This is a genomic window from Saccharopolyspora ipomoeae (genome assembly GCF_029952525.1).
Taxonomy (GTDB): domain Bacteria; phylum Actinomycetota; class Actinomycetes; order Mycobacteriales; family Pseudonocardiaceae; genus Saccharopolyspora; species Saccharopolyspora ipomoeae.
On record NZ_JASAOF010000008.1, the window covers coordinates 74613 to 94924 of the forward strand.

20 protein-coding genes are annotated in these 20312 nt (G+C 72.0%); 12 read left to right on the forward strand and 8 right to left on the reverse strand.

Features of this window, described 5'->3' with window-relative positions; all coding sequences use genetic code 11:
• Positions 1 to 35 precede the first annotated feature (35 nt).
• Positions 36 to 1067: a P1 family peptidase gene (locus tag QFW96_RS14975; RefSeq protein ID WP_281456252.1), complete on the reverse strand. Its 1032-nt coding sequence runs from the start codon at positions 1065 to 1067 to the stop codon at positions 36 to 38.
• Positions 1068 to 1181: 114 nt separating this feature from the next.
• Here QFW96_RS14975 and QFW96_RS14980 point away from each other — a divergent pair, with 114 nt between their 5' ends.
• Genes QFW96_RS14980 through QFW96_RS14995 form a run of 4 tightly spaced genes read left to right on the forward strand, consistent with a single transcriptional unit; the run spans position 1182 to position 5416 of the window.
• Complete coding sequence (locus tag QFW96_RS14980; protein WP_281456253.1) at positions 1182 to 2480, forward strand: MFS transporter; 1299 nt, start codon at positions 1182 to 1184, stop codon at positions 2478 to 2480.
• A gap of 41 nt (positions 2481 to 2521) precedes the next feature.
• On the forward strand, positions 2522 to 3184 hold the full coding sequence (locus QFW96_RS14985) for a response regulator transcription factor (protein ID WP_281456254.1): 663 nt from the start codon (positions 2522 to 2524) through the stop codon (positions 3182 to 3184).
• Positions 3177 to 4523: a sensor histidine kinase gene (locus QFW96_RS14990; RefSeq protein WP_281456255.1), complete on the forward strand. Its 1347-nt coding sequence runs from the start codon at positions 3177 to 3179 to the stop codon at positions 4521 to 4523. The genes QFW96_RS14985 and QFW96_RS14990 overlap by 8 nt, the downstream gene beginning before the upstream one ends.
• Entirely contained in the window at positions 4523 to 5416 is an 894-nt protein-coding gene (locus QFW96_RS14995) for a TAXI family TRAP transporter solute-binding subunit (RefSeq protein ID WP_281456256.1), read from the forward strand. Before QFW96_RS14990 ends, QFW96_RS14995 begins: the two co-directional genes overlap by 1 nt.
• Before the next feature lie 131 nt (positions 5417 to 5547).
• Here the strand turns inward: QFW96_RS14995 and QFW96_RS15000 are convergent, their stop codons facing one another.
• Together QFW96_RS15000 and clpS are read right to left on the reverse strand one after the other, a co-directional pair.
• Complete coding sequence (locus tag QFW96_RS15000; protein WP_281456257.1) at positions 5548 to 6111, reverse strand: DUF2017 domain-containing protein; 564 nt, start codon at positions 6109 to 6111, stop codon at positions 5548 to 5550.
• Positions 6112 to 6405, reverse strand: a complete 294-nt coding sequence (gene clpS, locus QFW96_RS15005; protein WP_281456258.1) for an ATP-dependent Clp protease adapter ClpS — start codon at positions 6403 to 6405, stop codon at positions 6112 to 6114.
• A gap of 114 nt (positions 6406 to 6519) precedes the next feature.
• Here clpS and QFW96_RS15010 point away from each other — a divergent pair, with 114 nt between their 5' ends.
• The 8 genes from QFW96_RS15010 to QFW96_RS15045 all read left to right on the forward strand — a co-directional run bounded on the left by QFW96_RS15010 (position 6520) and on the right by QFW96_RS15045 (position 14931).
• On the forward strand, positions 6520 to 7806 hold the full coding sequence (locus QFW96_RS15010) for a nicotinate phosphoribosyltransferase (protein ID WP_281456259.1): 1287 nt from the start codon (positions 6520 to 6522) through the stop codon (positions 7804 to 7806).
• Positions 7807 to 7847: 41 nt separating this feature from the next.
• On the forward strand, positions 7848 to 8420 hold the full coding sequence (locus tag QFW96_RS15015; RefSeq protein WP_281456260.1) for an isochorismatase family protein: 573 nt from the start codon (positions 7848 to 7850) through the stop codon (positions 8418 to 8420).
• A 122-nt stretch (positions 8421 to 8542) separates the two neighbouring features.
• Positions 8543 to 10609 (forward strand): ATP-dependent DNA helicase, encoded by a 2067-nt coding sequence (locus QFW96_RS15020; protein WP_425524764.1) that lies wholly within the window; start codon positions 8543 to 8545, stop codon positions 10607 to 10609.
• Between the two features lie 97 nt (positions 10610 to 10706).
• Positions 10707 to 11285: a biotin transporter BioY gene (locus QFW96_RS15025; protein WP_281456261.1), complete on the forward strand. Its 579-nt coding sequence runs from the start codon at positions 10707 to 10709 to the stop codon at positions 11283 to 11285.
• 1 nt (position 11286) lies between these two features.
• On the forward strand, positions 11287 to 12552 hold the full coding sequence (locus QFW96_RS15030; protein WP_281456262.1) for an AMP-binding protein: 1266 nt from the start codon (positions 11287 to 11289) through the stop codon (positions 12550 to 12552).
• Positions 12549 to 13658 carry a thiolase family protein gene (locus QFW96_RS15035; protein WP_425524762.1) on the forward strand — a complete coding sequence of 370 codons (1110 nt, stop codon included), beginning with the start codon at positions 12549 to 12551 and terminating at the stop codon, positions 13656 to 13658. The genes QFW96_RS15030 and QFW96_RS15035 overlap by 4 nt, the downstream gene beginning before the upstream one ends.
• Positions 13655 to 14329: an energy-coupling factor ABC transporter ATP-binding protein gene (locus QFW96_RS15040; protein WP_281456263.1), complete on the forward strand. Its 675-nt coding sequence runs from the start codon at positions 13655 to 13657 to the stop codon at positions 14327 to 14329. The genes QFW96_RS15035 and QFW96_RS15040 overlap by 4 nt, the downstream gene beginning before the upstream one ends.
• Complete coding sequence (locus QFW96_RS15045) at positions 14326 to 14931, forward strand: energy-coupling factor transporter transmembrane component T family protein (protein WP_281456264.1); 606 nt, start codon at positions 14326 to 14328, stop codon at positions 14929 to 14931. Before QFW96_RS15040 ends, QFW96_RS15045 begins: the two co-directional genes overlap by 4 nt.
• A 331-nt stretch (positions 14932 to 15262) precedes the next feature.
• Here the strand turns inward: QFW96_RS15045 and QFW96_RS15050 are convergent, their stop codons facing one another.
• The 5 genes from QFW96_RS15050 to ctaD form a co-directional block, all read right to left on the reverse strand.
• The gene (locus QFW96_RS15050) at positions 15263 to 15670 is read right to left on the reverse strand and encodes a PIN domain-containing protein (protein ID WP_281456265.1); all 408 of its coding nucleotides are present in this window, start codon (positions 15668 to 15670) and stop codon (positions 15263 to 15265) included.
• Positions 15671 to 15943 (reverse strand): ribbon-helix-helix protein, CopG family, encoded by a 273-nt coding sequence (locus QFW96_RS15055; protein ID WP_281456266.1) that lies wholly within the window; start codon positions 15941 to 15943, stop codon positions 15671 to 15673.
• A gap of 92 nt (positions 15944 to 16035) precedes the next feature.
• A complete protein-coding gene (locus QFW96_RS15060; protein WP_281456267.1) occupies positions 16036 to 16818 on the reverse strand; it encodes a peptidyl-tRNA hydrolase in 783 nt (260 codons plus the stop codon).
• Positions 16819 to 16857: 39 nt separating this feature from the next.
• A complete protein-coding gene (gene serB / locus QFW96_RS15065; protein ID WP_281456268.1) occupies positions 16858 to 18084 on the reverse strand; it encodes a phosphoserine phosphatase SerB in 1227 nt (408 codons plus the stop codon).
• A gap of 343 nt (positions 18085 to 18427) precedes the next feature.
• Positions 18428 to 20218, reverse strand: a complete 1791-nt coding sequence (ctaD, locus tag QFW96_RS15070; protein WP_281456269.1) for an aa3-type cytochrome oxidase subunit I — start codon at positions 20216 to 20218, stop codon at positions 18428 to 18430.
• Positions 20219 to 20312 lie beyond the last annotated feature (94 nt).

Below are 20312 nucleotides of genomic sequence, written 5' to 3' on the forward strand. Positions count from 1 at the left end.
CTTCGTCGTTTCGGCAAACGACGCTCAACGATGATTCATTCCCGCGCGGAGGGGTAGAGGCGCGTGTAGCACGTCACCTCCCCGACCGGCTCCGCAGCGAGCATCCCGCGCACGATCGCCCGCTCGACCACCTCGGCCGCCACCGCGCTGACCTGGTCCAACCGCAGCGCCCAGCCCGGCTCGCCGGGCTCCGGCAGGGCCCCGCCGGTGCCCGTGGCCAGGGCGAACATCGTGTCGCCGTCGACGAGCAGGTGGGCGGGCCGCACGGCGCGGGCCAGCGCGTCGTGACCGGCCACCGCCAGCCTCCGGCACTCCGACTTGCTCAGCTCCAGATCCGTGGCCACGACGCCGAGGGTGGTGTTGAGCGGCCGGTCGACCGGCCCGTTACGACCAGGTCTCCCCTCGTAACGGGGGCGGGCCGCTTCCACTTCCTGAGAACCGGGCGCCCGGAGTCCCGGCACGGGCGTCCACGGCAGGCCGGTGTCGGGGTCGATGGCGGAGCCGGCGGCGTTGACCACCACCAGCGCGCCGATCGTGGTGCCGTCGGGCAGCACGGCGCTGGCGGTGCCGACACCGCCCTTGACCGGCCCGACCACGGCGCCCGCCCCGGCCCCCACGTTGCCCTGCCGGGTCTCGGTGGCGGTGGCGTTCTCGCACGCCCGGTAGCCGAACTCGGCGTCGGGACGGTTGCCCCAGTCGTTCATCGGCACGTCGAAGATCACCGCGGCGGGCACCACCGGCACGACCTGGCCGGGTCCGGCCACCGGAACGCCGTGGCCGCGCTCGCCGAGCCAGCGCATCGCGCCGTCGGCCGCGGCCAGCCCGTAGGCGCTGCCGCCCGCCAGCACCAGCCCGTTGACCCGCTGCACGAGGTGGCTGGGTTCGAGCACGTCGGTCTCGCGGGTGCCCGGCCCTCCCCCGCGCACGTCGACCGCCCCGGTGGCGCCCTCCGGGGCGAGCACGGCGGTCGCCCCGGTCGCCCAGTGCTCGTCGAGCCGCTGGTCATGGCCCACGAGCAGACCCCCCACGTCGACCAGCGCGTCCAGTTCACCCGGCTGCCACGACATCGCGCACCTCCCGGCGATCACGTTATCCCGATGTAAAGGAAGCCCGCCGGGCGTTGTCCGGGCGCCCTCGGCTGTTCATCGTCACTTCTCAGCTCGCAAGACCTGGAGGCTGAGATGACGACTGCAAACCGCGATGTGGCGGTTCGCTCCGAACGCCGAGTGATCGGCAACGTCGTGCGAGGATCCATCGGGAACCTCATCGAGTGGTACGACTGGTACGCCTACACGGCGTTCAGCGTGTACTTCGCCGCGACGTTCTTCCCCAAGGGCGACTCGACCGCGCAGCTGCTCAACACCGCAGCGGTGTTCGCCGTGGGATTCCTGATGCGCCCGCTGGGCGGCTGGATGCTGGGCCGCTACGCCGACCGCTTCGGCAGGCGGGCCGCGCTGACCCTGTCGGTGGCGCTGATGGCGTTCGGCTCGCTGGTCATCGCGCTGACCCCGGGCTACGACTCGATCGGCCTGGCCGCGCCCCTGCTTCTGGTGGCCGCACGATTGCTGCAGGGCATCTCCGTCGGCGGCGAGTACGCGACCTCGGCCACCTACCTCTCCGAGGTCGCCACCGAGGGCAAGCGCGGCTACTACTCCAGCTTCCAGTACGTGACGCTGGTGTCCGGGCAGCTGGTCGCGCTCGGCGTGCAGATCGTCCTGCAGCAGTTCCTCGCCGAGGAGCAGATGGACGCCTGGGGCTGGCGCATCCCGTTCGTCATCGGCGCCGTCGGCGCGCTGGTCGTGCTGTGGCTGCGGCGCGGCATGGACGAGACCGAGAGCTACAAGGCCGCCTCGGAATCCGGTGCCGAGCAGGGCACCATCAAGGCGCTGCTGCAGTACCCGAAGGAGTGCCTGCTGGTGGTCGGTCTGACCCTCGGCGGCACGGTGGCGTTCTACACCTACACCACCTACCTGCAGAAGTACATGGTCAACACCGGGGGCATCGACAAGCGCACGGCCGCCTGGATCAACTTCCTCGCGCTGCTGGTCTTCGGCGTCCTGCAGCCGCTGGCGGGCTCGCTGTCCGACCGGATCGGGCGCCGCAAGCTGCTGATGTTCTTCGGCGTCGCCGGCACGCTGCTGACCGTGCCGCTGATGACCGCGCTGGGCGGCACGCAGAACCCGATCGCGGCGTTCCTGCTGATGATGGGCGGTCTGATCATCGTCACCGGCTACACCTCGATCAACGCGATCGTGAAGGCCGAGCTGTTCCCGTCCAACATCCGCGCCCTGGGCGTCGGGCTGCCCTACGCGCTGACCGTGGCGATCTTCGGCGGCACCTCCGAGTACGTGGCGCTGTGGCTGAAGAAGGCGGGCATGGAGAGCGTGTTCTTCTACTACGTCTCCGGCTGCGTGCTGATCTCGCTGCTGGTCTACCTGAAGATGCGGGAGACCTCGAAGGATTCCCGGATGCGGAAATGATTCCCGGCACCGGCCATACTCTCGGTTCGGAGGTGTGGCCGGTGCGGGTTCTGCTCGTCGAGGACGACGACGGCGTGGCGGACGCGCTCGTCGACGTCCTCGACTCCCACGGACACCGCACGACGCGCGTCAGCCGCGGCGCCGACGCGCTGCTCCGGCACCGCGAGCACGACCTGGTGCTGCTCGACCTCGGCCTGCCCGACACCGACGGCCTGGAGGTGCTGCGCAAGCTGCGGCGCATCGGCCCGATCCCGGTGGTGGTGCTCACCGCGCGCGGCGAGGAGCGGACCGTGGTGCGCGGGCTGCGCTCCGGTGCCGACGACTACCTGGTCAAACCCGTGCGGATGGCCGAGCTGATCGCCCGCATCGAAGCCGTCGCCCGGCGCGGCAGGCACCTCTCCCCCGGCTCCGACGCCGTCGACGTCGCCGACGTGCGGATCGACCTGCGCACCCGGCGGGTGCAGGTCGCCGGGCAGGAGGTCGAGCTCACGCCCAAGGAGTTCGACGTGCTGGCGATCCTGGCGTCCGAGGTAGGCACGGCGGTGAGCAGGCAGCGGCTGATGGACGAGGTGTGGGGCGACGCCTACCTGACCGTGTCGCGGTCGCTGGACGTGCACATCGCGCAGCTGCGCGCGAAGCTCGGCCGCCCGGAACTGCTGGTCACCATCCGCGGCTTCGGCTACCGGCTGGGCGACGATGGGTAAGCGTCTGCTGCTGGTGCTGCTCACGTTCTCGGTGCTGGCCGTGGCCGGGTTCGCCGCCCCGCTGCTGCGCGCCACCGCCGCCGAGCGCACCCAGCAGCTGGTGCTGGCCCGCAACGCCGACCTCGACCGCTTCGCCGGGCTCGCCGACCGCGCCTTCGGCACCGGCGACGCCACCGTGCTGCGCGCCGAGGCCCGCCGCTACACCGACCTCTACGGCGAACCGCTGGTCGTCGTGGACGCCTCGCGCGCGCCCGTGGTGGAGACCGGCGGGGTTCGGGCGTCCGACGTGGCCGGATCGATCGACAAGGCGCTGCGCAACGAGCCCGCCGGGTCGGTGCCGTGGCTGCGGCCGTGGTCCCGGGACGACCTGGTGCGCTACCGGCCGGTCGGCGACGGCACGCGGGTGACCGGCGCGGTCGTGCTGGAGGCCTCGGTGCGGCAGGCCACCGCCGACATCGCCGCGCACTGGGCGCTGATCGGCGCGGGCGCGCTGACCGCGCTGGTGGTGTGCGGGCTGCTGGCGCTGGTGCTGGCCCGCTGGGTGCTGCGGCCGCTGGCCGACCTGGGCGCCGGGGTGCGGGCGATCAGCGCGGGCTCGCGGCGCTCGCGGGTGCCGGTCGACGCGGGGCCGCCCGAGCTGCGGGAGGTCGCGGCGTCGTTCAACCGGATGTCGGAGGCGGTGGCCGAGGCCGACGAGCGGCAGCGGCAGCTGGTCGCCGACGCCTCGCACCAGCTGCGCAACCCGATGGCGGCGCTGCGGCTGCGGGTCGACGCGCTGGAGCGGCGCATCACCCCCGACGGCGAGCGCACCTACCGGTCGGCGGTCGGCGAGGTCGACCGGCTGGAAGCCCTGCTGGACCGGCTGCTGGCGCTGGCCAACGCCGACCGGGCCGCGGTCTCCGGCGAGCCCGGCGACGTGGCCGCGGCGGTCGCCGACCGGGTGCGGGCGTGGCGGCCCGCCGCCGAAGCCGCCGGGCTGTCGTTGCCAGATCCCGAGATCCCGCCCGCCCGGGTCGCGCTGTCCGCGGAGGAGCTGGCGCAGGTGCTCGACGTGCTGCTGGACAACGCGGTGAAGTACGCGCCCGGCGCGTCGGTCGAGATCGGTTGGGACGGGCGGACTCTCAGCGTCGCCGACACCGGTCCGGGGCTACCGGAGGAGGAGATCTCGCTGGCCGCGCAACGGTTCTGGCGGGCCGATCAGCACCGGGGAAGCCGCGGCAGCGGGCTCGGCCTGGCCATCGCCGGGCAGCTGCTCGCCGCGCACGGCGGCGCGCTGCGCCTGGCCCGGACGGCGCCGCACGGCCTCACCGCGCACCTCGACCTGCCGGAGGTGCGCTGATGCGGCGACGCGCGTTCCTCGGGCTGGGACTGCTGGCCGCGTGCGGGCGCGGTGAACCGGTGCGCGAGCTGCGCATCGCCTCCGGCGAGCCCGGCGGGTTCTACACCGCGTTCGGCACGCTGCTCGCCGCCGAGATCGCCGCCGCCGATCCGGGGGTGCACGCGGTGGTGCTGCCCAGCCAGGGCAGCGTGGAGAACCTGGAGATGCTGCGCGACGGCCGCGCCGACCTGGGCATGGTGCTGGCGGATGCCGCGCACGCGGCCCTGGCCGGGGAACTCGGACCGGCTGCGGACCTGCGGGCGGTGGGGCGGGTGTACGAGAACTACACGCAGCTGGTCGTGCGGGCCGACTCACCGGTCCGCGAGCTCGGCGAGCTGCGCTCGGTGTCGATCGGCGCGCCGAAGTCGGGCACGGCGCTGATGGGAGCGCGGCTGTTCGCCGACCGGCCGCAGGTGCGCACCGAGGCGCTCGGCCTGGTGGAGGCGGTGGCCGCGCTGGAGCAGCGGCGGATCGAGGCTTTCCTGTGGTCGGGCGGACTTCCGACGCCGCTGCTGAAGACGCTCGACGACCGGATCGGCATCCGGCTGCTGCCGCTGGACGCGGTCGCCGCCCGCTGCACCCCGGTCTGCGACCAGGTCCTGGTCCCGGCGGGCGCCTACCGCCACGCGGCGGGAGTCTCGACGATCGGCGTCCCCAACGTGCTCGCCTGCACCCCGGACCTGCCCGACGACCTCGCCGCGGCGGTGGTCCGCGTCCTGGTCCGCAGGGCCCCGTTCCTGGTCCCCCGGGAAACGGTCGGGACGCAGTTCTTGGACGTCCGCAACCTCATCGGCACCGGGGACGTCCCCCTCCACCCGGGAGCCACCACCGCCTACCGCGACCTCCACGGGTGAGGCCGGGCGCGACGAGCTCGTACGTCACCAGTGGACAGTTTTAGCCATAATCACCCATGATCAATGTCCTTTTTGCCCGGACAGTTATGACTAAAACTGTCCACTGCCGCACGACGCTCAACCGAGGGCGATCAGCCGAGGAGGGCGGAGACGAGGGAGTCCTGGACCCAGGTGAGCCACTGGTAGACGCCGAGGTGCTCGCGGCGGAGGTCGTCCTCCGGCAGCTCGTCGGGCATGTCCTCCTCGACGTCCAGGGCCGTGCCCAGGGCGAGGCGGACGTCGTTGAGGGCCGTCAGCCAGTTGTCGGCCTGCTCGCTGGTGAGCTTGACCTTGCCGCCCATCGGCGGGCAGGTCTCCAGGATCAGCTGCGCCGCACCGGTCTTGGCCTCCAGCAGCTCCGGCTCGTGCAGCGACCGCATGGCCCCCGCGGCGTCGGTCTCCTCCTCGTCGGTGTCCCCGGTGACCGGGTCGCGCCGGTAGAAGTCCGGCAGCAGCCGCGCCACCACCCGGTCCTCCGGCGGTGTCGACGGGCCGGTGCGGATGCCGGTCAGCTCCGCCAGCTCATCCTTGGGGGCCTCGTCGGCGCGGGCGGTGAGCATGTCCTTGATCTGCCCGACCAGGCCGCGGATGACGGCCGCCTCCTGCTGGGAGAGCTCGGCCTGCACGTGGCCGTTCTTGCGGGTCCAGCCGTCCACTCACGAATCCTTCTGCATCGTCGCCCACAAGCCGGCGGAGTGGAGCTTGGCCACGTCGCCCTCGACCTTCTCCTTGGAACCCGAGGACACCACCGCCCTGCCCTTGTGGTGCACGTCCAGCATCAACTTCGTAGCGTGATCCCGGGAGTACCCGAAGATCTTCTGGAGCACGTAGGTCACGTAGGACATGAGGTTGACCGGGTCGTTCCAGACCACGGTCACCCACGGCTTGTCCGCAGCGCCTTCGGCGTCCTGCTCGAGTTGCGCGCGCTCGATTTCAGCGGGCGAGGTCATGCCCCCATCGTCGCACGGCCCCCTCGGAGCCGTGCCCACCGCACGAACAAATCGGGCCGTCGGTGACCGACTCGCCAGGTCGGTCCCCCACACGCAGCACGTAATCTCTGGACCATGAGCTCTAGCACCGCGCTGCTGACCGACCACTACGAGCTGACGATGTTGGCCAGCGCCCTGCGCGACGGCACCGCGCACCGCGAGTGCACGTTCGAGGTCTTCACCCGGCGGCTGCCCAACGGGCGCCGCTACGGCGTCGCCGGTGGCATCGGCCGGCTGCTCGACGCGGTGGAGAACTTCCGCTTCGGCGACGCCGAGATCGCCCAGCTCGCCGAGCACGGCGTGGTCGACGAGCGGACCCTGGAGTGGCTGCGCGACTACCGGTTCAGCGGCCAGATCGACGGCTACCCGGAGGGCGAGCTCTTCTTCCCCGGCTCCCCGCTGCTGACGGTGCGCGGCACCTTCGCCGAGGCCGTCGTGCTGGAGACCGTGGTGCTGTCGATCCTCAACCACGACAGCGCGATCGCCGCCGCGGCGGCCCGCATGGTCTCGGCCGCCAACGGCCGCCGGATCATCGAGATGGGCTCGCGCCGCACCCACGAGGAGTCGGCGGTCTCGGCCGCCCGCATCGCCTACCTGGCCGGGTTCACCGCCACCTCCAACCTGGAGGCCGGGCGCCGCTACGGCATCCCCACCGCAGGCACCGCCGCGCACGCGTTCACGCTGCTGCACGACGACGAGCGCTCGGCGTTCGAATCGCAGATCGCCGCGCTGGGCACCGGCACCACGCTGCTGGTCGACACCTACGACATCAGCCGCGGCATCGACCTGGCCGTGGAGGTGGCCGGGACGGGGCTGGGCGCGGTCCGCATCGACTCCGGCGACGTGGGCGTGCTGGCCCGCCAGGCCCGCGAGCAGCTCGACTCGCTGGGCGCCTCCAACACCCGCGTGGTGGTCTCCGGCGACCTCGACGAGTACGCCATCGCGTCGCTGCGCGCGGAGCCCGTCGACGGCTACGGCGTGGGAACGTCGCTGGTCACCGGCTCGGGCGCGCCGACCGCGGAGATGGTCTACAAGCTGGTGGAGGTCGAGGGCCGCCCGGTGGCCAAGCGCAGCTCGCACAAGGAGTCGCGCGGGGGCCGCAAGGCCGCGATCCGCCGCTACAAGGACACCGGCACGGCCGTCGAGGAGGTCGTGCACCGCGTCGGAGCCGAACCCGAGCTGGGGCCGCACGACCGCCGCCTGCAGATCCCGCTGATCCGCGACGGCAAGCGGGTCGAGGGCCTGCCGACGCTGGAGCAGGACCGGGAGCGGCTGCGCCGGGCGCTGGTGACCCTGCCGTGGGAGGGCCTGAAGCTGTCCAACGGCGAACCGGCCATCCCGACGGTCTTCCACGGAGCCTGACAGTGCGGAAGAATCGGGCGATCCCGTGGAGGTGAGACCCGATGAGCACGGCGCTGATCATCGTCGACGTGCAGAACGACTTCTGCGAGGGCGGGGCGCTCGCCGTCGCCGGAGGTGCCGGGGTCGCCGCGGCGATCTCGGAGTTCCTGGCTGATTCCGACCACCAGCACGTGGTGGCCACCCGCGATTACCACATCGACCCGGGCGCGCACTTCAGCGACGATCCGGACTTCGTGCGCTCCTGGCCGAGGCACTGCGTGGCGGGGACGGCGGGCGCGGCGTTCCACCCGGAGCTCGACGTCGCCCCGGTCACGGCGGTGTTCTCCAAGGGCCAGTACAGCGACGGCTACTCGGGTTTCGAGGGCGTGGACCGCGCGCACCAGGACCTGGCGACGTGGCTGCGGGACCGGGGCGTGCGCGCCGTCGACGTCGTCGGCATCGCCACCGACCACTGCGTGCGCGCCACCGCGCTGGACGCGGTCGCGGCCGGGCTGGACACCACCGTGCACCTCCACCTCACCGCGGGCGTGTCGCGCGCGACCGTCGATGAGGCGCTCAAGGACCTCGACGCGGCCGGTACCACCCTGCTGGGAGACCCGGTCGTGGTCTCCTGACCGATCCCGTCGGGGGCGGGCGGTAGATTCGCCGGGTGCCCACCTCTGTCCCGCGCTGGTCCGACCCGGTCGCGTTCGAGTCCGATGACGCCGACGAGCTCCCGCCGGAGATCGCCGCCGACCTGGAGCGGGCGAGCAGGGGCGGCGACGAGGAGCCGAAGCTCCCGCTGGCCAAGGCGCGCAAGGACATCCCGGACCTCGCGACCCTGATGAAGGTGGCCGTGGAGGCCGTCGGCGGCGTCCCGCGCGAGGGCCAGGCGCAGATGGCCGAGGCCGTGGAGCACACCATCACCACCGGCCAGCACCTCGCGGTGCAGGCGGGCACCGGCACCGGCAAGTCGCTGGCCTACCTGGTCCCGGCGATCCGGCACGCCGTCGCCGACGGCACCACGGTGGTCGTGTCCACCGCGACGATCGCTCTGCAGCGCCAGCTCGTCGACCGCGACCTGCCGCGGCTCTCCGACGCGCTGGCCGAGACCTTGGGCCGCAGGCCGACTTTCGCGATCCTCAAGGGACGCCGCAACTACCTGTGCCTGAACCGGATCCACGGCAACGCCCCGTCGGAGCCCGACGAGGACGCGCTGTTCGACGCCTTCGCCGCCTCCGCCCTGGAACGCCAGGTGCAGCGGGTGCAGGAGTGGGCCACCGAGACCGAGACGGGCGACCGCGACGAGCTGGTGCCGGGCGTGACCGACCAGGCCTGGCGGCAGCTGTCGGTCACCGCCAAGGAGTGCCTGGGCGTGCACCGCTGCCCGGTGGGCACCGACTGCTTCGCCGAGCGCGCCCGCGCCGAGGCCGGGCGGGCGGACATCGTGGTCACCAACCACGCGCTGCTGGCCATCGACGCCCTCGACGACCGCCCGGTGCTGCCCGAGCACGACGTGGTGCTGGTGGACGAGGCCCACGACCTGGTCGACCGGGTCACCTCGGCGGCCACCGGCGAGCTCACCGCCGGGGCGGTGAAGCTGGCGGCCCGCCGCTGCGGCCGCGCCGTCGACGAGGAGACCGCCGACCGCCTCGACGAGGCCGCCGAGGGCCTGGAGCTGGTGCTGGAGGACGCCGCCCCCGGCAGGCTCGAAGAGCTGCCGGAAGCCCTGGGCGGCGCGCTGGCGGTGGTCCGCGACGCGGCGTGGGCGTGCATCTCGGCGCTGGGGCCCGAGCGCAAGGAGGACGTCGAGGGCAGCACCGCCCGCAAGCTCGCGCACGCGCTCACCGAGGACGTGCACGACACCGCGGTCCGGCTGCTGGAGGGCTTCGGGGGCGACCAGCAGCACGACGTCGTGTGGGTCTCCGGCGAGCCGAACCGCCCGAAGGCGGTGCGGGTGGCGCCGATCGGCGTCGGCGGCCTGCTGCGCGAGCGGCTGTTCGGCCAGCGCACGACGGTCCTGACCTCGGCGACGCTGTCGCTGGGCGGGTCCTTCGACACCCTGGCCCGCCAGTGGGGCCTGCCGCCGGAGCAGCAGGTGGAGCAGGCCGCCGGGATGGCCACCGCGAAGGAGGCGCCGTCGGACGGCGGCACGCTGAAGTGGACCGGTCTGGACGTCGGATCACCGTTCGAGCACCAGCGCAGCGGCATCCTCTACATCGCCCGCCACCTGCCGCCGCCGGGCCGCGACGGCCTGCAGCCGCAGGTGCTCGACGAGATCACCGAGCTGGTGCAGGCCGCCGGCGGCCGGACGCTGGGGCTGTTCTCGTCCCGCCGCGCCGCCGAGCAGGCCGGTGAGGAGCTGCGCAAGCGGCTGTCCACGCCGGTGCTGTGCCAGGGCGACGACACGACGGCGCTGCTGGTCAAGCGCTTCGCCGAGGACCCGGAGACCTCGCTGTTCGGCACCCTGTCGCTGTGGCAGGGCGTGGACGTGCCCGGCGAGTCTCTGCAGCTGGTGATCATGGACCGGATCCCGTTCCCGCGTCCCGACGACCCGCTGGCCTCGGCCCGCCAGCAGCGGATCTCCGAGCACGGCGGCAACGGCTTCCTCACGGTGGCGGGCACGCACGCCGCGCTGCTGCTCGCCCAGGGCGCGGGGCGGCTGCTGCGCTCGCCGAACGACCGGGGCGTGATCGCGGTGCTGGACCCGAGGTTGTCGACCGCGCGCTACGGCGGGTTCCTGCGCGCGTCGCTGCCGCCGTTCTGGACCACGCACGATCCCGAGGTGGTCCGGGGTGCGCTGAAGCGCCTCACCTCCGGTTGAGGCCGACCGGGGTAAAACTGCCCACACTCGCTCCCGCCGCCCGCTCGGCTGCGGGTAGGTTCATCCGGTCGCCGACCTCGACTGCTGGGAGTCCGCCGTGTCCGAACGCCCGTCCTCGCCGGCCGCGAACCTGGCGCGCACCGTGGTGTTCGCCGCCTTCATCGCCGTGCTCGGGATCTTCCCGGGCTTCTACCTCGCGGGTGCGGCCGTGCCGGTCGTGCTGCAGAACGCGGGCCCGCTGCTGGCGGGAAGCATCCTCGGCGCCCGGCGCGGGACCGCGTCGGTGCTGCTGTTCGTGGCGCTGACCGCGATCGGCCTGCCGCTGCTGTCCGGCGGGCGCGGCGGCGTCGCCCCGTTCCTCGGCCCCAGCGGGGGTTTCCTGCTCGGCTGGATCCTGTCGGCGCTGGTCGTGGGCCTGATCGTGCAGCGCTCGGCCAAGCCGGGAATCGGCGTGCTGCTGCTGGCGAACCTCGCCGGTGTCGCCGCCGACTACCTGATCGGCATCCCGTTCTGGGGCGCGATGATCGGCGACCTGCCGTCGGCGGCGGTGCAATCGCTGGTGTTCCTGCCGGGTGACGCGGTGAAGCTGGTGGCGGTGTCGCTGATCGCGGTGGCCGTGCACCGGGCGGTGCCGCATGCGCTGCCGGGCGCGGCGCGGCGGCCCGCCGAGGGCTGACGTGCTGCCGATCCTGGGACGCGCCCCCACCTCCGGTGTCGGTGACCTGTCGGGTCCGGAGCTGGCGGAGGCCGCGCACCGGGTCGCCCGCCGGTTGCCGCCGGGGGCTCGGGTGGCGATCTCGGGATCGGACGAGACGGCCCGGCTGATCGCGTTCCTGGGAGCCGACCTGGCCGGATGCGCCTCGCTGCTGGTCGACCCGGAGTGGCCGGACCCGGCGGCGGTGCTCGACGACGCCCGCCCGGACGTGCACCTCGACGCCGACGCCGCGCTGGGCGAGGACCTGGGCACCGAGGTCCCGGTGGGCGACGAGTCGACCCGCTTCTACCTGCCCACGACCTCGGGCAGCACGGGGCGTCCGAAGGTGCTGGTGCGCTCGCGCGGTTCGTGGCTGCGCAGCTTCACCGCGCTCGGCGTGCCCCTCGACGCCCGCGACCGGGTGCTGATCCCCGGTCCGCTGAGCTCCTCGCTGTTCCTGTTCGGCGCCCTGCACGCCCTGCACTGCGGCGCTGACCTGCGACTTCTGGGTCGCTGGTCGGCGCGGGCCGCGGCCGAGGCGGCGCGCGAGGCGACCGCGGTGCACCTGGTCCCCGCTCAGCTGTCGGCGCTGCTGGCGGTGCTGGAGCACGACGGCGGCGAGTCGGCGTTGCGGCTGGTGATCTGCGGCGGCGCGAAGGTCGACCCCGCGCTGGAGGCTCGCCTCGCCGAGGCGATCCCGGGATGCCGCCTGGTCGAGTACTACGGCTCGGCGGAGCAGTCGCTGATCGCGGTCCGCCACGACGAGCGGCTGATGCCGGTGGTCGACGTGGAGGTCGCCGGCGGGCGGCTGCGGGTGCGCTCCGACCTGGCCTTCGACGGCTACCTGGAGCGCGGCGAACTCGTCCCAGCCGAGTCCGACGGGACCGGTGACCGGGCTGTCCAGCGTCCCGACGGCTCGCTGGAGATCCTCGGCCGCGCGGGAGCCGTGATCGACACCGGTGCCCGGCTGGTCGCGGCGGAGGCCGTGGAGGCCGTGCTGCGCGAGGTCGACGGCGTGCGGGACGTGGTGGTGGCCGCGACCCCGCACCCGCGCTTCGGCGCGCTGGTCACGGCCGTGGTCGAGGGCGAGGTCCCGGTGCGCGCGCTGCGCGCCCACGCCCGCGAGAGGCTGCACCCGGCCGAGCGCCCGCGCCGCTGGTTGCCGGTCGACGCGCTCCCCCGCACCTCCTCCGGCAAGCCCGCCCGCGCGGTGATCGACGAGCGGCTGACCAGCGGAGGCACCCTGTGACCCCGGTGATCATCGCAGCGCGCCGCTCCCCGATCGGCGAGGCGGGCGGCGTCCTGCGCGACGTGGCGGCCGACCGGCTCGCGGCACCGGTGCTGCGCGCGGTGCTCGACGACGCCGGTGTCGAGCGCGTCGACGACGTGCTGCTGGGCAACGTCCTCGGCCCGGGCGGCAACCCGGCCCGGGTCGCCGCGCTGCGCGCCGGGCTCGGCGAGTCGGTCCCGGGCATGACGCTCGACCGGCAGTGCGCCAGCGGCCTGTCGGCGATCACCACGGCCGCCGCGATGGTCACCGACGACGAGTTCTTCCTGGCCGGAGGCGTGGAGAGCGCCTCCACCGCCCCGTGGCGGGCCTGGCGGCCGCGCACCGCGACCGAGCCGCCGCGCTTCTACGGGCGCGCCCCGTTCGCCCCGGCCGAGATCGGCGACCCGGACATGGGCCCGGCCGCCGACCTGGTGGCCGCCGAGGCCGGTGTCGGCCGGGAGCGCCAGGACGCGTTCGCCGCCCGCAGCCACGCCCGCGCGGTCGCCGCCCAGGACGCGGGCCGCTTCGACGACGAGCTGGTCAGGATCGGCTCGGCGGCCGGGGACCAGCGGCCCCGGCGCGGTTTCACCCCGGAACGGCTCGCCCGCTTCCGTCCCGCGTTCACCGCGGAGGGCACGGCGACGGCGGCGAACTCGTGCGGCATCAGCGACGGCGCCGCGGCGGTGCTGATCACCAGCGAGCGGCAGCGCGCGAGACTGGGCGTGCCGGGCCTGCGGCTGGTCGGCGCGCGGACCTCGGCGGTGGATCCGAACCGGCTCGGGCTGGGCGCGGTCCCGGCGATGCGCGAGCTGTGCGAGCGGCACGCGCCCGAGGTCGTGGAGTTCAACGAGGCCTTCGCCGGGCAAGCCCTGGCCTGCTTGGACGCGGCCGGGATCGACGAGGAGCTGGCAGGACCGGACGGCGGCGCGATCGCGCTCGGGCACCCGTGGGGCGCGTCGGGCGCGGTGCTGGTGGTCCGGTTGTTCAGCCGGATGGTGCGGCAGGACGGGCCGCGCTTCGGCCTGGCGGCGCTGTCCTCCGGCGGCGGGCTGGGCGTGGCGACGATGTGGGAGCGAGTGGGTTGATCGAGTTCGAGGGCGTCGGGCACCGCTACGACGAGCGCACCGTGCTGGACGGCGTGGACCTGCGGATCCCGGAGCGGCGGGTGGCGTTCGTCGGGGCCAACGGCTCCGGCAAGTCCACGCTCGCCCGCACCATCAACGGCCTGGTGCGCCCCAGTCGCGGCCGGGTTCGCGTCGACGGGCGGGACGTGGCCCGCGAGGGCCGCGAGGTCCGGCGCCGCGTCGGGTTCGTGTTCACCCACCCCGACAGCCAGATCGTCATGCCCACCGCGGGCGAGGACGTCGCGTTCTCGCTGCGCAAGCAGGGCCTGTCGAAGTCCGAGCGGCAGCGGCGCGCGGTCGAGGTGCTGGCCCGCCACGGCCTCGACGGCTACGCCGAGCATCCCGCGCACCAGCTCTCCGGCGGCCAGAAGCAGCTGTTGGCGCTGTGCTCGATGCTGGTGCTGGAACCGGACGTGCTGGTGTGCGACGAGCCGACGACGCTGCTGGACCTGCGCAACAAGCGGCACTTCGCCGAGGTCCTGTCCGGGCTGGAGCAGCAGGTCGTGCTGGTCACCCACGACCTCGATCTGCTCGACGGCTTCGACCGCGTCATCGTCCTCGACCGGGGCTGCGTCGTCGCCGACGACGTCCCGGACCGGGCCGTCGGCTTCTACCGGGAGCTGATCGGGTGAACCCGCTGGGCCTGCACGAACCCGGCACCAGCCCGCTGCACCGGCTCGGCGCGGGCTGGAAGCTGCTGGCGCTGCTGGTGTTCGCGGTCGTCACGTTCGTGCTGAGCGGCCCGGTGGCGTTGTCGGCGTGCGCGCTGGCGGCGGCCCTGGGCTACGCGCTGGCCGGGATCCGGCTCCGCCGCGTCTGGCAGCTCGCCCGGGTGCTGCTCCCGCTGGTGGCGATCGTCTTCGCGCTGCAGTGGTGGATGCTCGACCTCGCCCGGGCCGAGACGATCAGCCTCCGGCTGCTCGCCACCCTCGCCGCGGCGAACCTGTTCACCCTGGTCACCAAGGTCGACGACCTCGTGTCATCGGTGGAGCGGGCCCTGACCCCGTTCGCCCGCTTCGGCATCCGCCCCGACCGGGTCGGCCTCCTCGTCGGTCTCACGGTCCAAGCCATCGCCACCCTCTCGACCATCGCCACCCAGGTCAGAGAAGCACAACGAGCGAGAGGAGCCGACCGCTCGCTCCAGGCGTTCGCCATCCCCTTCCTCGTCAGGACCCTCCGCCACGCCGACGACCTCGGAGAAGCCCTCACAGCCAGAGGTCTCGACGACGACTGACTCCCAATGGGAAGTTTTCATGAAAACTGCACTCTCCCACCACCCCCGACACCGAAGAACTCAAGTGCCCGAGTGAGCACAGTTTTCATGAAAACTGCACCCACCCACAAACCCCACCCCAGGCACACCGAGACCCCGAGGTGGGGGAAGTTTTCATGAAAACTGTGCTCTCCCCGAGACCGAAGACGTCGAGGGTTTTCGGTGTGGAGTGGGGGAAGTTTTCATGAAAACTTCCCCCACTCATGAACCGGGAGGTTTTCATGAGAACTGCGCTCATGAAGGCCACTGGGCGAGGACCGTGACCGGGTCGACTTCGACGGCGACCGAGAGATCAGGCAGGTGAGGCCACGGGAATGCCGCTGGCCAGAGCTGCAGCTGCCAAACGGTCGTCGTACGTGATCAGCAGATCGGCATCGAGGGCGATGGCGGCCGCGAGGTGGATCGCGTCCAGCGAGCGGAGCCGATGCGGATCGACCCGCCTGGAGAGGTTCATGATCTCGAAGTCGAGCGGGTGCTCAGCCACACCGAGCATCGCGTTGCGGAGGTCGTCGGCAATCTCCTGATACGAAGCTTCCCGCGCGACTCGCAGCACGCGAGCGACTTCTGTCCACGCCAACGTGGCCGAGACGAGCAAAGCTCCCTGCCGATGAAGATCATCGATCTCATCGACCAGAGCCAACGACTCCGCTTCGCGGACTACGCGCTTGATCAGCGCACTGCTGTCGAGGTAGACGCGCACTTAGAAGCGGTCCTCCCGGTCCAGCAGGTCGATCGACTTCTGCCCGGGGGCGAGTTCAACCGTAGGAACGACCCTGCGGTAGCTCCCGCGCGGAGGGAGGACCTTTCCGGAGGTCAACAGGTGATCCCACTCGTGCTTGGGCTCGGACGTCGCCAAACCGAGGTAGCGATCGACCGCCTCGCGCAAGAGCTCCTGTTGTGATCGACCGGACCGCTCCGCCTCAGCGCGCAGAGCTTCCTCCGCCTCCGGGCGAAGTCGCAGGTTGAGTGCCATACCAAGATGGTACCAATTGTGGAGTCACCTTTGGTACCACGATCAGGTGAGGGCGGTTCTCATGAACCGGGAGGTTTTCATGAGAACTGCGCTCACGAAGGCCACTGGGCGAGGACTGTGACCGTGCCCGGGTCGACCTCGGTGAAGCCCGCGTCCCGGACCATCGCGACTCGGGACTTGCGCCAGGCCGTTTCGGGGTCGTCGCCGGGGTGGAGGTCGGCCCAGGTGTCCGGGGTGGCCTGGCGGACCGCGCAGGGGTAGCCGGCCGTGGCCCAGCGGCGGAGGTCCTCGTCGAGGCCCTCGCCGCGGAGCTGGGCGGCGAGGATCATCGTGGCGTGGCCGACCTGAGCGGCGGACTTGCCCGCGCTCATCGGGACGTCGGGGTTGAGCCACAGGACCGGGACGCCGTCCGGGACCGGGCCGGGCTCGTCGGCTTCGAGCTCGCTGCCGGAGATCTGCAGGCGGCTGAGCTCCTTGGGCATGTCGGCGACCCGCATCGGCAGCAGCGCGCGGACCTCGGCTCCGCCGACGTCGACGGTGATGCCGGGCAGCGCCTGCACCGCTTCCCAGTGCGCGCCGCGGGCGCGGCGGGTGACCTTGCGGATGCGGCCGGAGATCCAGCCGTGCATCGCCTCGTGCCACTCCCCGCCGGGAGCGCACCGCTCGTCGAGGCAGACCGCGAGCGCCGCCGCGGCGGCGGCCTCCAGCAGCGCCGTGCGGGCCGGGGGTTCGCGGCGCTCGATGCGCAGCACCATCGGCATCAGCACGACGTTGTCGGGGTCCTCGTCGGAGGTGTCCGCGGTGGCCTCGCCGGGCAGGGCGAGCCACCGGGCGTAGCGGGAGACGAGCGGGTCGAGCACGGAAAGCGGCAACACGTCTCGCTCAACTCCCACCACGCCGCAGGTGTTCCGGCATCACTGTTCGAGTGGCACCCGTCGCAGCACGCCGTCCTCTGCGTCGGCCGCTTCGATCTCGGCGCGCGTCACGCCGAGCACGAACAGCACCGTGTCCAGGAACGGGTAGGACAGCGCGGTGTCGGCGACCTCGCGCAGCGCGGGCTTGGCGTTGAACGCCACGCCCAGACCGGCCGCGCTGAGCATGTCGATGTCGTTGGCGCCGTCGCCGACGGCCACGCACTGGGCCGCGGGAACCCCGTAGTCCTCGGCGAAGCGGCGCAGCGCCTTGGCCTTGCCGGGCCGGTCCACGATCTCGCCGATGACCCGGCCGGTGAGCTTGCCGTCGACGACCTCCAGCTCGTTGGCCGCGCTGAAGTCCAGCCCCAGCTCGTCCACCAGCTGATCGATGATCTGCGTGAACCCGCCGGAGACGACACCGGTGTGGAAGCCCAGCCGGCGCAGCGTGCGGATGGTGGTGCGCGCGCCCGGGGTGAGCTCCAGCTCGGCGGCGACCTCGTCGAGCACCGCGGCGGGCAGGCCCTCCAGGACCGCAACCCGCTGGCGCAGCGACTCGGCGAAGTCCAGCTCGCCGCGCATCGCGCGCTCGGTGACCTCGCGGACCTGGTCCTCGCAGCCCGCGCGGCGGGCCAGCATCTCGATGACCTCGCCCTGGATGAGCGTGGAGTCGACGTCGAAGACCACGAGGCGCTTCGCGCGGCGAGCGAGCCCGGTGCGCTCGACCGCGAGGTCGACGCCGGTGCGGGCGGCCAGGGCCGCCATCGCCTCGGTGAGCTCGTCGTCGTCCTCCGCGTCGGGTGCTGTGACCTTCAGCTCCAGCCCGGTGACCGGGTAGTCGGCGACGCGGTGGATCGAGTCGATGTTGACGTCGATCTCGGCCAGCGCGCGCGAGACGTCGCTGAAGTTGCGGGCCGTCACCGGTTGTCCCAGCACGACCACGACGTGCGTGGATCCGAGCTTGGCGGCGTCGATGTCCTCGGCGCCGATCTCGACGTCGACGGTCATGCCGACCGTCGCCATCGCCTGTTCGACGGCTTCCTGCAGCCTCTCCGGATCGGCCTCGGTGGACACCAGCACGCCCAGCACCAGGCGACTGCGGATCACCACCTGCTCCACGTCGACGATGTCCACGCCGTGGCGCGTCAGCGCCGCGAAGAGCACGGAGGTGACGCCGGGCTTGTCCTTGCCGGTGACGGTGATCAGCACGGTGGTCGCATGCGAGCTCACGACTGCGATGTTTCCTCTCTACCCGAGAAAGTGGACTCAGAAGGCGTGGGGACGGCCGCGGCCAAGCGGCGAAGCCGCTTTCTCCTCCACCCGGGCAGCTCGCACCGCCGCGGGTTCTGAGGCGGTTCTCCTGCGAGGACGCCGCGACGCCGTGCATCGGCCACACATCAGGAGTGGCGCCCGGAGCAGGAGGACCGCCTCAGGTTCCGCTACCCGCACCGCTGCGTTCGCCATTCCCTCACCTTCTGTAAACGCAACGAGCCCCGGCGGGAAACCCGCCGGGGCTCGCCGTCGAGCTAGCCCTAGCCTGGCACAGCCGTGCCGTTCGGGGCTATCGACGAAATCACTTCTCGGTGGTGTCGTCCCGATCCGAGTCGTCCTTGGTCTTGGGCGGCTGAGTCAGGGTGGCGGTACCGCCGGCACCTTCCTCGTGCTTGTGGGCCAAGGTCTTGCCGGTGAGCGACAGGTGCGCTTCCAGCCGCATCCGCTCGGAGATGTGCGGGTAGTGCAGCTCGAACGCCGGGCGCTCGGAGCGGATCCGCGGCAGCTCCTTGAAGTTGTGCCGCGGCGGCGGGCAGGAGGTCGCCCACTCCAGCGAGTTCCCGTAGCCCCACGGGTCGTCGACCTCGGCGACCTCGCCGTACCGGTAGCTCTTGAAGATGTTGTACAGGAACGGGAGCATCGAGGCGCCCAGGATGAACGCGCCGATCGTGGAGATCGTGTTCAGCGTGGTGAAGCCGTCGGACTCCAGGTAGTCGGCGTACCGGCGCGGCATGCCCTCGTTGCCCAGCCAGTGCTGGACCAGGAAGGTGCCGTGGAAGCCGATGAAGGTCAGCCAGAAGTGCAGCTTGCCCAGCCGCTCGTCCATCATCCGGCCCGTCATCTTCGGGAACCAGAAGTAGATGCCGGCGAAGGTGGCGAACACGATCGTGCCGTAGAGCACGTAGTGGAAGTGCGCGACCACGAAGTAGGTGTCCGAGACGTGGAAGTCGACCGGCGGCATGGCCAGCAGGACACCGGTGAGACCACCGAAGAGGAAGGTGACCAGGAAGCCGACCGAGAAGATCATCGGCGTCTCGAAGGTCAGCTGCCCCTTCCACATGGTGCCGATCCAGTTGAAGAACTTCACACCGGTCGGGACCGCGATCAGGAACGTGGTGAACGCGAAGAACGGCAGCAGCACGGCGCCGGTGGCGTACATGTGGTGCGCCCAGACGACGACCGACAGCGCGGCGATGCCCAGGGTCGCGTAGACCAGACCCGAGTAGCCGAACAGCGGCTTGCGGCTGAACACCGGGAAGATCTCCGAGACGATGCCGAAGAACGGCAGCGCGACGATGTAGACCTCGGGGTGGCCGAAGAACCAGAACAGGTGCTGCCAGAGGATCACGCCGCCGTTGGCCGGGTCGAAGACGTGGGCACCGAGGTGCCGGTCGGCCATCAGGCCCATCAGGGCGGCGGTCAGGATCGGGAACGCCATCAGGATCAGCACGCTGGTGACCATGATGTTCCAGGTGAAGATCGGCATCCGGAACATCGTCATGCCCGGCGCGCGCAGGCAGATCACGGTGGTCAGCATGTTGACCGCACCGAGGATCGTGCCCAGACCGGAGACGGCGAGACCGGCGATCCACATGTCCGCGCCGTGGCCCGGCGAGTGCAGGGCGTCCGACAGCGGGGTGTAGGCGAACCAGCCGAAGTCGGCCGCGCCACCCGGCAGCAGGAAGCCGCTGACGACCATGAGGCCGCCGAACAGGTAGAGCCAGTACCCGAACGCGTTCAGCCGCGGGAACGCGACGTCCGGCGAGCCGATCTGCAGCGGAAGGATGTAGTTCGCGAAGCCGAACAGGATCGGGGTCGCGTACAGCAGCAGCATGATCGTGCCGTGCATGGTGAACAGCTGGTTGTACTGCTCCTGCGACAGGAACTGAAGTCCCGGAACGGCCAACTCACCGCGGATCAGCATCGCCATCAGGCCGCCGACCAGGAAGAACGCGATCGAGGTGACCAGGTAGAGGATGCCGATCTGCTTGTGGTCCGTGGTGCGGAACATCCGCGCCAGGAACGACCCCTTGACCGTTTTGCGCACCGGATAGGGGCGCGTGGCGATCGGCTGTGGCGCGACGGCCGTCACGGTGCCTCCTGCACTCCCTTGAAGCCTTCTCGGACCCGAACGAGGTCCGCCCCGACCCGGGTGGGCCGGTGTGACAGCATGCGATGCCCGGCAG

Coding starts and splice junctions, on each gene's coding strand:
- QFW96_RS14995 (WP_281456256.1), top strand. CDS start 4,523: ATGCGGCGACGCGCGTTCCTCGGGCTGGGACTGCTGGCCGCGTGCGGG.
- QFW96_RS15015 (WP_281456260.1), top strand. CDS start 7,848: ATGAGCACGGCGCTGATCATCGTCGACGTGCAGAACGACTTCTGCGAG.
- QFW96_RS15010 (WP_281456259.1), top strand. CDS start 6,520: ATGAGCTCTAGCACCGCGCTGCTGACCGACCACTACGAGCTGACGATG.
- clpS (WP_281456258.1), bottom strand. CDS start 6,405: ATGACCTCGCCCGCTGAAATCGAGCGCGCGCAACTCGAGCAGGACGCC.
- QFW96_RS14990 (WP_281456255.1), top strand. CDS start 3,177: ATGGGTAAGCGTCTGCTGCTGGTGCTGCTCACGTTCTCGGTGCTGGCC.
- QFW96_RS14980 (WP_281456253.1), top strand. CDS start 1,182: ATGACGACTGCAAACCGCGATGTGGCGGTTCGCTCCGAACGCCGAGTG.
- QFW96_RS14975 (WP_281456252.1), bottom strand. CDS start 1,067: ATGTCGTGGCAGCCGGGTGAACTGGACGCGCTGGTCGACGTGGGGGGT.
- QFW96_RS15055 (WP_281456266.1), bottom strand. CDS start 15,943: ATGGCACTCAACCTGCGACTTCGCCCGGAGGCGGAGGAAGCTCTGCGC.